This is a genomic window from Pseudomonas sp. B21-021, assembly GCF_024749205.1.
Classification (GTDB): domain Bacteria; phylum Pseudomonadota; class Gammaproteobacteria; order Pseudomonadales; family Pseudomonadaceae; genus Aquipseudomonas; species Aquipseudomonas paraglycinae.
On sequence record NZ_CP087192.1, the window covers coordinates 3673985 to 3687848 of the forward strand.

At 62.1% G+C, this 13864-nt stretch carries 2 protein-coding genes; both read right to left on the minus strand.

The features are described 5' to 3' along the window. Window positions 1-24: 24 nt before the first annotated feature. A complete protein-coding gene (locus LOY31_RS16340) occupies window positions 25-12513 on the minus strand; it encodes a filamentous haemagglutinin family protein (RefSeq protein ID WP_258711856.1) in 12489 nt (4162 codons plus the stop codon). 189 nt (window positions 12514-12702) lie between these two features. Continuing rightward, on the minus strand, window positions 12703-13812 hold the full coding sequence (locus LOY31_RS16345; protein ID WP_258711857.1) for a substrate-binding domain-containing protein: 1110 nt from the start codon (window positions 13810-13812) through the stop codon (window positions 12703-12705). Window positions 13813-13864: the final 52 nt, after the last annotated feature.

Here is a 13864-nt window from a genome sequence, read left to right on the forward strand (position 1 = left end):
GAAGCGTACTACACGAGAGTCCTTTTACAACGTCAGCTGCCCCCGCTCCTCTTCGGTCAGCTGCTGTTTCGCCTGTTCATCCAGCGCCCCGGCGCCCAGCACCTGCACCGGGCTGTTGGGGTTGTAGCCCGGTGTCGGTGCGCGGCTGGCACCGTCGCGGGTCGGGGCCAGTTGTTCGTTGCCGAAGCTGAGCACCTGCACGGTGAATACCGAGGCCTGGTTCTGGCGCGACGCGGCTTGCTGCTGACGGGCGACGTCTTCCGCCGCCTGGGTTGCCGACGATGCAGCGGAGCTGGCAGAGGTGATCGCCCCGGTGTTGACCGCCAAAACCACCGGCACGCCGGTCGCCTTGCCCTGCACCGAGATGTTGGCGGCGTTGACCACCGTCAGCGCAGCAATGTTGACGTTGCCCGAGACGCGAATCCCCGCCTCGCCCGCATCGATGGTGCCCAGCGGCGCGATCAGGTCGATGTCCCCCGGGGCCACTTCGGCAATCGGGTTGAGCGTAGCGATACCGGCGCCGGTGCTCGGCACAGATGGCGACAGGGTCACGTTGCCCCAGGTGTCGTACACGCGTTTCGGCGGGGTGTAGACCACAGTGGTTTTCGAACCGCGACCGGCGTTGATGTCACCCTCGGCGGACCAGCCGAGAATCGAGCCACCAAACGTGGTCATGATCCGGCTCTGTCCGAGCAGAATGCTGCCCTCGGAGTAGAGCTGAATGTTGCCCGAGCCCTGGGTGATGATCCCCGCCGTCGAGGGCGGCGCCGCGCCTTCAATGCCGAACACCTGACCACCGCCCGGCGTGAGCATCTGAATATCGCCGCCGAACAGCGTCTTGACCCCGGCGCCTCCATAAAGAGTGATGTCGCCGTCGTAGCGGATCGGATTGCCGGCCACATCGGTAGTCGGGAACAACGAAGCAATGGCGTTGCGACCGCGCAGATAACTGCCTTTGCGCGGGCCATCGGCGTCGTTGTATTCCAGGCCACCGGCTCGCAATTCGGCGAAGTACACCTGGCGGGCGAAGATCGCCTGCTCGGCACTTGGCAACGCGGCGAAGAAGGCTTGCGCCTGTTCGGCGTTGCCGCTGAAGCCATAGCCGAGGGTCAGCCAGCTCTGCAGCTCGTCGAGGTAAGTCTTGACCACTTTGCCCGGTTGCCCGTTAAGCGACGCATTCGGGTCGGCGAGGTTCTGCGGGTTCAGGTAACGGGCGATGAACCGCGAATAATCCGGACCTTGCGCCCCGGCCCCCGCCTGCAATACCACGCTGGCGCCCGGTTGTTTATCGCCTGCGACCAGCGAGCCGAGGCTGGTGATGCTGGCGCGGTTTTCCATGAGGATGTTACGCCCTGCATTGATATCGAGGACACCGGGCCCGGCGATATCGAAGCTGCTGTAGAGAATGTCGCGACCCGCCGACACCCGCGATACGTCTCGTGGGTCATTGTGGACGAACAGGTTGCCGGTGGACGTGATGTTTTCGCGGTTGATACCCATCTCTTCGGGCTGCACGGAGGTTGGCTGTCCAAGATTGGTCCCTGACGCGACGATGTCACGACCGGCGATCATCCAGACCGGCCCGGCGGCCTCATACCAGGTACGTTTGGATATTTCGAAATTCAAGGTCTCACCTGTGCGTACACCCACAAGATCACCGGTCAACGCATAGAAGCGTGCAGGCTGCTGAACATTGCTCAATCCCGAATAGCTGTTGGGGCCGAATGCGAACAGCGGGTAACGCGTGTTTCCGTCCGGAACAACACCGTCGCGGCTGTAATTGCTGGCCACCAGTGAGCCTGGTGAATTGGCATCAAAGCGATTGAACGCCGGATTGAATGGTGTAGCGATGGCCAAAGGACTGGCACCGGATTGATTGATCGCATAGCCACCCGCGTAGATCGAGTCACCCGCCAACAATTCCAGCTGACCTGACTGCGCCGGCGCCAGCAGCAACGAATAGGCTTTAAACGGGTTGTTGCCAAGTCCGCCGTCAAAAGCGGCGGACGGACCGGCATAAATGGACCCCTGCCCCGCCACTGCCCGAAGGATGGAGGGATAGACGAACCGGCCGTCCGTAGGCGAAGTGTTTCGCCCAGTGATCAGATTGTTGGAACCGTCGAACTCTGCGATCTGCGTACTGGGCGTGAGATTGCCCCCCGCCGAAAACAAGTCGATCGCCGTATGGTCGGTCCACAACGAAAAACCGCTCAGGATCCCGCCTCTCTGGATGTCCCCATTGCTGTCGAAAACAGGGGTTGCGTTCTGCAGGCTCACTCGCCCCGGATCGCCGGCCCCGCCCAACACCAGATCGCCACGGGTGCTCAGGCTCATGCCCGAGTCGCCGGGAATCAATACCAGGCCACCGGAAGCTTTGCTGAGCGTGGAAGTAAACGGATCGAAAGCGCGCGTCTCCCGCGGGTCATTAAATTGCGAGGCCGCGCCGTATTGCAGATCAATTCCGCCCACAGCCCCGCCACTCAATTGTGCCGCGCCGCGCAGGTTGATCAGCGCACCTTGCAGATCGTGGAATGGTCGCGCCGTGCCGGTATCACCCGCCCGGGCTTGCAGCGACGGGTTGAGCTGACCGCCTATGCGGATATCCATGTCACCGCCACCGGTCATCTGCACGCTACCATCGCTGCCGATTCTGCCTGTGCTGCCGACTGCCACGATCAGCCCTTGACTGCGCAGGTAATTGCGCGAATCGCCCATGGGCTTCAACAGGCCCGCGTCAGCCCCGGCGCGCAAACTGATGTTGCCGCCGCCCAGCGTACCAAAACCGGTAAACCCCACCAGGTACGGATCGGTGCTGGTTGAGTTCGGTATCGGCTGAGTGATGTAACTGCCGAAGTTGATCCACCAGGCGGTTGGAACATCGGCGCTGCCCGTCCCCTGGCGCCACAGCCAGTTACCGACGGCGACGCTGGCGATCTGGTCGCGGAAACCGCCGGAAGTGGTTTGCTCTTTATGCCCTACCGAGTCGCCGGAAATCGATCCACCGGCATTGACCGTGAGGTTACCGCCCAGCTGTGGGTACCAGGCCTGATAGAGGCTGTCAGTACCACCGTTGACCCATTTTTCGTAGTCGGCCCCCGTGCTGCCCAGAACCGAGTTGGTATCGGAAAGGTGCCCGCGTGGCTGGTTATAGAGCGGATCGACATTGGCCGACTGCGTCCCTGCGGTGTACACACCAAAAGGCGAGTCCATGCTCAGATTGCCCGCCGCGATCAAGTCGAGATCGCCCGTACCGGTGCGCAGCACACTGAACATCTGGGTGTGAGCCTTGGCGGATTTTTGCGGATTGTTTTCCAGGCACAATTCCGGCATCAGTTCGCAGAGGATCAGGTAGTCATCCGGAACGGGCTCGTAATCGGCGCCCATGCCACTGCCCGGTGCCCAGACCCAGCGTGCCATCGGCGCGCAATCGCCAGGGCCGATCTCGCACAGAATCAGGTACTCCTCGGGGATCGGTTCATAGGCGGGGAAGCCATACTGGTTGCCGACGGCCCAGACCAGTTTCGCGGCACCTTGAGTGACCGTCACGCCATAGTGCGTATCCGCCAGTCGCAAATTGCCTTCGCTGGTCACCGGTTTGACCATGCGGTTATCGGCGGCCTCAAGATCGGCACCGGCCACCACACGCATCGACCACGACGCACTGCCCGACGGCAACATGCTCGCCACTGCCCAGTTCTTGCCCTGCTGCGTACCATTGAACGGGCGCAACTCGATCAGTGACGTACCGTCGGCCAGCTTCACGTCCGTCATTGACGGAATCAGCGACCCGCGCAACAAGGCCAGTGAACCGCTCAACAGAACGCCGCCAGTGTTGCCGGTGTCTGCATCGACAGTCCCGGGAAGCGGCACGCCCTTGGGCCAGGTCATCGCGTCCAGTGCGGTCGCCTTGTTCAGGCGAATGCCTGCACCCAGACGCGTAGTGGCTGGCATGGTCACGCTGTCGCTGAGCAATGTTCCTGCGGCGTACAGCAGATTGCCGTTCTGGTCGTGAATGGCGCCAGCCAGCACCGTACCGGCGCTGAAGGTATAGGATTCTTTCAAGGTCACCTGACCTGGCAGCAACGTACCGCTGGCGAAGGTCGCACTCTGAATCGCCACGTCATAGTTCAGCGTTGCACCCACCGGGAACCTCGTCCCCTCGGCCAGCGAAACACCGGTGCCCGGAACGATCAGATCGCCGCCAAACGGCTGTACACCGGCAATCAGTTTCCAACCGGCATCATCGACGGTTTCCGGTGGCGGGGCGAAGCCGTCGTTGATGCTGCCGTAAATATCGAGGTTGCCGCCGGCACGGATCACCAGGCTGCCGGCCTCCCCTGAACCGTAAACGGCAGGGTTCAGCCGCGTGTGCGGATTGAGACTGGCGTAGCGATAGCCCGAAAGGTCCAGATCGCCCTCCACCACCAGATCACCGTCGGCAGTCTTGCTGGCGATTTCCACGCCCGGCCGCAGATGGAATGCATCGGCGTAGGTGGCGTTGTTCAGCCCGGCCAGTTTGCGTTGCAGCAGATCGCTGTTGCCCAGCGCGGCGTTGATGAAGTTGTTGCTGTCACCGTGAATGCGATCGAGCATGGCTTGATCGATGACCTGATAAGGCCGCCCGCTGACGGCCTGATCGACACCATCACGGGCATCGGTGTAACGGCGCACACCATTGAGCCCGATAGAACGCGCGCCCTGAATGGTCAGCGCACCACTGGCGTCGATGGCGATGTCATTGCTGCCCAGGCGTGGCGCGTTCAGTTCCAGCGTGCCGCGCAGCATTCCGTCATGTTGCCCTGCGAGGAAACCGGGCACGGCATCGGTGCCGTGACGCAGGTCGATGCGTGCGCCGCTGCCCAGCGTGAGCACGCCATCGCCGGAACCGAGTTCGACCGTGGCACGGTTCGGCGCATCGATGATCTTGCCGTAGCTGTCCACCCGCAGCACGCGACCATGGGCATCGAGCACGCTGTTGCCCGCGAGGGTCAGACCGTTTTTCGCCGACAGACGAATGCTGCCGACACGTTCACCGCTGGCATCGATCAGACCGGCCACCGTCAGGCTGCCATTGTCCACCGACACATTGACTTCGCCAGCCTTGAGACCGTCGCCGATCACCAGATTGCCCTGCTTGAGTTGCAGGCTGCGACTGCCGAACACCTGACCTGCGTTCAACCGCTGATTGAGCGCCGCGAACTGCTCAGTGGCGTCACCGCCCAGGCGTTGAGCACGAATGTCCACGCCCCCGGCCTTGTACGGCACCAACGTGCCCCCGGCGTCGTAGTAACCGCTGCTACCGCCGACAATCTCGCCTTGCAGGTCGACCATCCCGGCTGCGTCCGCCAATGCGACGACGCTGAGGTTGCCGGCCTGATTGTTCTGCGCCGACAGATCGATGCGCGAGCCCGCAGCCTGACGGATATTTCCGTTGGCGCTGTACAGCGAAACATCGCCGCCCCAGCTGTACTTGCTGACATCGTTGAACGGCAAGGTGCGCCCGGCCATATCCAGCACGGCTCCGCTGCCCAGGGTCAGATCGCCCTCGGACTTCACCGTCAGCTTGCCGCTGGCCAATGCGATACGGCTGTCGAGCACGACGTCGCGGGCTTCAAGGTTCAACTCCGCCCCCAAGGCATTGGCCACTCCGACAGCCCCGGCGCCACTGAGCGTCAGGCTGTTGCCGGCCTTGAGCAGACTGACCGATGCCGCTTCACCGGTCAGCAACGGTGTGCGCAGATTCAGATTGCCGCCACTGTAGGTGTAGCCTTTGACCGGGTCGTAAACGCCCTGCTGCTGATAAACCGCCAGGCTGCCTTTGTGATTGGCGGTGATACGGTCGCTGGCGCTAAGATTGACGTTGGCAAAACCCAGCGCCAGACGATTGTTCTGATCCAGACCATTGGGTTGTGGCATCGGCCCGTAACCCAGCTCGATGCGTTGCGCCTGAATATCCAGCGTGCCCTTTCCGGTGCCGGCCCCCTCTTTGATCACCGTACCCGGGTTTTGAGTGGCACCGTTCCAGATCAGATTGCTGGTACGGATGGTCGCCATATCATTGGCATCGCCCAAGCCGTAAATCGCAGGTGTCACGAGTAACAGATTCTGCAACTTGCTCTGACCGGTCTGCGGATCCAGCGTATCGAGGGTCACGCTGCCAAAGAAGTTGATTGCATCGCGAGCGGTCAGGCTCAGGGTTTCAAGAGCTGGCGCACCATACTGGGTGTCGCCGCGTAACAGGCGGTCAAGCACAGTCGGGTTCAGTACCAGGCCATTGGGTACGCGGTTGCCTGCCGCCGCCAGCGACGCTGCATTACCGACATTCACCGCGCCAACGGCGAGCGCCAGGTGTCGGGTACCGAAACGTACTGTCTCACCCAGCTCGAACTGATCGTTGGTGGCGGCGGTAATGCTGCCATTGGAATAAAGCAGCGCCGGGTTGCTGCATGCGCCCGACGCGCAGCTGCCGATACGAACGTTGCCGCCGCTGCCGAGGTCGGGTGCCAGCACGTTGGTCCAGCCGTTGGACACCAACAACATGCTGGCGGCCCCCGGTTTATAGAGATAGCCATCCGCGGAGTCATAGGCGACATTGCCGCGTCCCAGCGTATTGATGCCCGCCCCCGCCTCGACCGTTATCCCGCCGGCGCCCGACGTCGTGCGCAACAGGACTTCCGGCGCCGACAACACGGCTCCTTCACGCAGAACGATGCTGGAGTTATCACCCAGGAAACCGATGAGATTACCTTCCACGGTGTACCGCACATTCGGCATTGCACCGACGGTCAGACGTCCTGCATTCAGGTTGTTCAGGGTATCGGCATAGAGAGAGACGCCTTTGAAACCCTCAGTAGGTGCATGCCCTGCACCCAGGATTTCAAAATCTGCGCCGGCGTTGCCACTGCGTACCACCGCTGTGCCAACCCTGCCATTTTCGGCTGCCGCGAATAACGCGCTACCCGCGAACTGAAGCGCAATGTCTTGCTTGCCACCCGCGACAAGACGCAAATCCAGCGTCTTGCCATCCATCGGTGCCAACGCCCTTGGCACGCCACGGCGCGCGGCGTCGCTCTGGATAAATGCAGTGAATCCGGTTTCGTTGTACTGCGAATAACGGCGCAACACGTCAGCCGACGTCAGAATGACCTGACTGGCCAGACTGTCGCGCAGCCCGGTATTGGCAATCGACATCTGTGCGTTGCTGGTCCACGACCCATTGCGCATTTGCAAAGAGCCTGCCGTCGCGCCTGGCGCGGCCTGACCATTGACCTCGACCCGGAACGCGCCGGGCAGCAGCGCGAAGGTAGAAGGCAACAGTGTGTAAGTGCCCGCCGGCAGCCCCGGCACACCGCTGCCAAGGGTGATTTGCTGGCCGATACGCGGGTCCACCGCACCGGCTTCGGCGAGCACGGGCGCGTAGGTACTCTGATTGCCCGGAACAATGGCGTAGACAGGGTTGCTTGCCAGCCCCGGCAAGCTGAACGTACCGTCAGCGGCGTTGCGTACCAGCGGGTTGAAACGCGCATCGGTCGAGCCGCCACGCCCGGAAACGAAACCGGCGCCGCGCAGATCGCCACCGCCCGAAAGGTCAATCACCGCGCCGCTCTGTACGTCAATGAATTGCGAGCGGATTGCCACGCCTGTGTTCTCGCCCGTGATCCCCTCAAGGGCGACGGACTTGCCGTTGTAAAGGTAGTCGATGCCATCGGTGGTGCCACCATACGGCATGACCAGGCCGGCAGCGCTGACCGAGGTCAGGCTGCCGGGAAGCAGATGAACCTCGCGGGTCTGGGTCAGCAGGTCGTCACCCAGGGAAATCTGGCCCAGCGGTGCGCGAATCACCCCTCCCTGCTCGACGTATCCGCCATACAGACTCAACTTGCCGAACACCGAGTACGGCAATGCAACGGGCGCCGCACCCCGTCCGCTGATGCGCAACGTGTGCGCCGGCGCCGTAATCGAGCCCTGATAACCGACACGCACTTCAGCCTGGACGCCGCTGGCGGGATAAATCTGTGCAGCGCCAAGGCTCAAGTCACCCGGCGTCCACAGGCGGGTCTTCTCCGCGCCATCGGTCTGTGCCAGGAAACGCAGATCACCGCTGCTGTCGAGCGATACCTGGCCAAAAGCCCTTCGGCTGTATTCAGCGGCAGGTCCGCTGACTTGCCGGATCACGCCCTGGGTACCGAACGACAGACCGTTGCTCAGATCCAGCAGATTCGCTGATGCATTGAAGCTGGCCTCTGACAGTCGGGTCGTCGGATTGAGTGTTGCCTGAGGTCGAACCTTACCGACGATGCCGTAGTAGGTGCCGACTCCGGACAGACGCAGATAGGGTGCGCTGACATCGACACGCGTTGCATCGTTCGACGACTCGGCCAGAGACAAGGCGCCCGCATACAGGCTCAGGCTCTGATTCATGTGCAGATTCACGTCACCGTCGAACGACAGCAGACCGTTGCTGAGCAGACTCAGGTTATCGAAACCACCACTCATCAAACCATCGGCACTCAAGCGCGCCTGCCCATAGCGCAAACCGTCAGCGCTATGGCCGGGTTCCAGATCCGATCCCAATCGCTGATCAGCCGCGCCTTGAGCAATGATCATCTCCCTTGGCGCTCGCACCTTGTTGTCCGCAGAGTCCGCGTACAACGGTGATTCCAGGGCAATGTCCAGACGTCCTCCAGCGGCCCCGAGACCACCCGCCACCGCACGCAGACTGCCTTCGATGAACAGACCGTTGTAAGAACTCAGGCTGATGCGACCACCGTCAGTAGCGATGCGGGTCGGACCCTGGCCGGCGATATCGAGCAACGCCTCTGCACCCGAGGCATCCAGCCGTGCGCCTGGTCGTACGATCACGTAAGCATCGGCAGCGGTGGCTGTGGCGAGTTTCGAGTCGATCTCGCCGCCGATGACGATGCTGCCGCCCTTGCCCACCTGACCATACGTGCGCCCCAGAACGTCCGTTGCGGTACTGACTTGTCCGGATACATCCAGCACGGCCTGTTCACCGATCCAGATCGAACGGTCGTGGGCCTTCGGATCGGCAACCAGGATGGACGTCGCCGGCTTGATCGAGCCGAACTGTTGCTGACGGATGTCAATCGTGCCGCCCCTTGCATATAGCTCACCATCGACGGTGATCTGCCCGGCGCCACGCAGTTTGATGCTTTGTCCCGGGTCGACGCTGATGCGCGAGCCACGGCCCAGCGTCAGGGTGCTGTTGGCGGCATCGATCAGGTCGTCCAATGTCGCGCCACCTTGCAACGTCAGGCTGGCACCGGCGCGTTGAGTCAGAACGCCCTTGGTCGGGTTTTCCTGGAACAGCGTCGGAGTCCACAGCTCCAGCGCCGTACGCGGATCAACGCTGCTGATCACGTTCGGTGCCGCGTTGCCGAAACGGTAGACCGGCATGTTCACGTCGATTGCGGTGCCTTCGGCAACGTCGAGTCCGCTCAGGCCGATCAGGTTGTAGGCGGAGAATCCTTTGCCGAACAAATCGGCGGACAGTTGCAGGGTGTTGTCCGCCAGGGTTTTGTCCGTTTGCCCGATGAGTATTTTGTTGGCTTGCACCGTCAGGGTGCCGCCGCCCGTGACGCCGTACCCACGCAGTTCGCCGTCGAGGTTCAGACGGGTTTTGCCTGGCGCGGAAATAGCGCTCGACTCCAGCGTCAGGTCGCCGCCCTTGCCACCCCGGGTCTTGCCATTGGCAAGCACAGCGCCACCGGAAGAAACGTCGAGCAGGCTGCCGGCAGCGACGTCGATATCGCCGCTGCTGCGGATCGATATCAGGCCACCGTTCAGATACGCCAGGCTGGCGTTATCGTCCGGATTGGTGCGCAGGTTGCTCCATAGGCCTCGGGTGTCGAGAAGCACGCCTTCGGCGATGCGGGTTTGCGTCGCTTTGTCGGTTTTGGCCACCAGGCGAGTGTCGGTGTTTGTACCGCCATTGAACTGATTGAGTACGTTGCCCAGACGCAGACTGCCACCGCGTGCAGTCAGATCGGCGCCGACCTGCACATCCGGGGCGTAGAGGGTGATGTCGCCACCGCTGTCGACCGTAAGCGCACCGTCAACGGCGATCTGATCCTTGGCCGAAACCTTGAGCGCACCGAGGCGGAATCCGTTGAGCTGATCGTTGTCGAGATACAGCTTGCCCTTGCGGGTATCGGACACCGCGCCGGTCAAGTCAAGATCATTGCCGGCGACCGGGCGCGTGCCACCGATCTGTACCTGATCGAGCAATGGATTGAGGCTGTAGAGCAGGCCGTTCGACGCCGCGACGAAGGTCGGGTCGTAACTGCCGACAATCAATTGCGCACGCCGGGCCAGTGCGGTCTGACTCTGCTGATAACCGTCGAGCACCGGTTTCGGCGCCTGATTCTGCCGCTCGCCCTGGTACACATCACCGATCATCTGCCCATCGAGCACGGCGCTGGCAGTGGAAATCACCAGTTGCCCGGCATCGCGGCCCACGGTGTAACCCGACTCGAAGCGCGAACGCGGGGCGATCAGCGGGTTGTAGAAGTAGCTGGTCTGGCCCCAGCGCTCGCTGTTGTCTTCATAACCTTTGTACAAGCCGGTGTAGAGCAGATCCCCCGGCGCACGAGAGACTTCGTACAAGCGCCCGTCTGCGCCACGCAGCCAGCTCTGGCGGATCTGCCCGCTCTGTACATCCAGGGTGCCGCCGGACAGGTTGATCAGCGAACCCTTTTCGGTGACCACGTCGTTGCCGGCGAAACTCACCGTGCCACCCTGCGCCATCCACTCGCCGACGCTGTGACCCTGGGTGCCGAGATAACCACCGACTTCCAGCAAGCCGCCGGCGGTGTACCAGCGATCCGTGGCATAGCCGTTGGTGCCGGCCGGCACATACACCAGCTCGCGCACATCGACCCAGATGTCGTTGCTGTTGAGCGCGCCCTTCTCGCGGTTGACCGACGCATCACGCTGCTCGTTGCCCTGCACGTTGATCTTGATGCTGTTGTTTTCCATCGCCACCTTGACGCCGATGGCACCGGACACATCGATCATCGCGCCGTCACGCACCAGACTGCGACGCTGCGCGCTGACCGCGACCTGGCCGCCTGTGGCCAGAGTGATGGAGCCATTCTGGAACTCGACACTACCGCCGCTCTGGATCTCGATACGCGACTGGTCGCCACGGATCCGGTTGTTGGCTGTGACGCCCGTCAGCGCGGCCTGATGCTGACTGTCGAGGGCGGTCATGTCGCTGCTGTCGAGCATGATCGCCGTGGCACTGCCCTGCCCCAGCGTCACACTGCCGTTGTTATCGGTGCTCGGGTTGGAAAGGTGAATCGTGCCCCGCGTCGCCACTGACGTGCTGGCGAGCAATACGCCGTTTTGCACCACCTCATGACCGGTCAGGGTGATGTCGCCCGTAGCGGACTGAATCAGCCCGTTGTTGCTGACCCTGCCCGCAACAGCACCGGCCTTGAAGCCCGGAATAACTTCACTGCCAAAGGTGGTCGACAGCGCATTGCCTTCAGTGCCCGAGCCCTTGCGGATGTAGAAACGGTCACCGGCGGCCAGCACGGTCTGACCCTTGGCAGTGCTGATGCTGCCGTTGTTCTGCACTTCGTTGCCGAGCAGCAGCGCATAGCCTCCGGCATCGGTGGAAGCCGACGGTTTATGGGTTTCAATCGAGGCACCGCGCTCCACCAGCACTTTGCCGGCCGCATCGGTGAAGGTCGGCTGACTGCCGGTGCTGTCGAAATACAGACCCCGATCACGGAACTGGATATCGGTGATGTTCGCCGCTGCCGCTACCAGATTGCGCACGTTCACCTGACTGCTGCCGCTGAACACGATGCCGTTGCGGTTGATCAGCATCACCGTGCCGTTGCCCTTGATCTGGCCTTGAATCTGGCTGGCCCGGGCGTTTGGATCGTTGACCCGGTTGAGCACTGCCCAGTTCGACTGCTGGGCAAAATCGACCGTGGTGTTGCGGCCGACGTTGAAGGTTTCCCAGTTGAGGATTGCCTTGTCGGCAGTCTGCTCGATCTTCACCGTGGTCTTGCCATCGACCTGGGTCTGCTGCGGGCCTTTCGCGTTCTGCCAGCCCTGGGTCAGGCTGTTGTCGACTTTCAGACCGCCTTCGCCCAGGCCGTCAGGCACGAACTGCACCGTGCCCAATGCCGCGGCGCGCCCGGCCGCCTGCGCCGCCTGTTGCGCGGCAATCGCGGCGACCGTGTTGTTAAGGGTCTGAATCGAGCGCTGCAACTGCGCATTGGCCTTCTGCTGCTGGGCCAGCGGCGGTGTCATTCCAGGCAAGCCACCCACGCTCGGACGCGCCGCCGCAGCCTGTTGCGCCGCGCCCTTGGCAGCAAACCAGCCCGAACTGAACGCCGTCTGCGCCTGCGCACTGCCCGCCACCAGACACAACGCCACCGCGTGCGCCAACGGTTTGAGCAACCACAGCGACGGCTCGACGGTTTCACGCTTGGAGGACAGAACGCTGGTACGACGACGGGATGGGCGAGCGAGCATCACTACGAGATCCTTTTTGATTGCCACACAAGGCCGCAGGCATGCAAAAACCTGCTGTTACGTCATAGGCAGTTGGCGAGGGGCGCGACCGAACGGATGTCACACAAACTTCATGATTGAGGTGTATCCAGCCAAAAAAAATGGCGGCAACCCGAAGGTTGCCGCCATTTCTGTTACGACTGCGCGAGCTTACAAAGGACGACCGATGGTGTTGCACACGGTGGTGTTGTTGATGTCCAGGTTGTTGCCCGAGGTGTTGGTGATGAAGTTGGCGGTTACAGCGTTTTTCCAGGAATCAGGCACTGCGACGAACTTGTGAGCCTGAGTCGCGGCGTTGTTGCCCGGGATGCTGTAGTGCTTGGTCAGGAAGGCTTTGACGTCGGCGGCCACGGCTGCATCCTTGTAGCACTGACCGAAGATGAAGTTGGTGTAGGCAGCGAGCTTGTAACCCAGAGCCGGGTTGGCAACCACTGGCGACCAGTTGGCCGGGTTGGCAGCCTGGGCAGCGGTCGAAGGAGCGGTAACCGATGCCAGTGCCAGGTTGACGTTGGCCGAAGTCGGCTGAACACCGTTGACGCGGGCAACAACAGCGTTGCTGGTGGCATCGACACCGTCCGGACCGACGTAACCGATGGAGCCGTCAACTGCGTTCACGGCAGTGGCGACATCGGAAGTGTTGGCAACGCCGACCCAGTTCGAAGGCAGCGCGATGCCACCGATACGAGCGGCGGTGAAAGTGGTGTTGGTGGCGAACTGAGTCGGGCAGACGGCGTTCAGGTGACGGGTCAGAATTTCCGAAGTGCCGCTGGAAACGTTGCGATAAACAACGCGGATGGCGGTGGTATCGGAAGTGCCCAACAGAGCACCCCAAGTGGTTTTGGCGCCGGAGAACACGTCGCACAGTTGAGCGCTGGTCAGGTTCAGAGCGGTCTGACCGGCTTTTTTGTAAGGGATGGCAACCGAAGTGGCAACCGAAGGCAGTTGAATCAGCGGACCGAACGAAGCGCCGTAGGTGCTGCTGTAGGTGCTGAGTTCCGAAGCGCTGAGGATCGAGTCGCTACCGGCGAAGTGCACAGTGCCAGTGGTGCTGAAGCCAGCCGGGTTGTTGGTCAGGAAAGCGGTCTTGCCACCGCCGCTGCCGATGGCTGCGTAGCTGAAGTTGGCTGGCAGGATGCTGTCGGACGAACCTTTGTACAGAGCGGCTGGCAGGGTTGCACCACCACCGGTAACGGCCATGGCTTGAGCGGAAGCCAGAGCGGCAACGGTCAGGGAAGCTGCGATCAGAGTGCGCTTGAACATGAAGAATCTCCTTTTCAACGTTGGTTGTGAACACAGGTTTTCAGGGGACTTG

What these genes read in the sequence shown, in the direction of transcription:
- LOY31_RS16340 (WP_258711856.1), bottom strand. Translation starts at nt 12,513, where the DNA reads ATGCTCGCTCGCCCATCCCGTCGTCGTACCAGCGTTCTGTCCTCCAAG.
- LOY31_RS16345 (WP_258711857.1), bottom strand. Translation starts at nt 13,812, where the DNA reads ATGTTCAAGCGCACTCTGATCGCAGCTTCCCTGACCGTTGCCGCTCTG.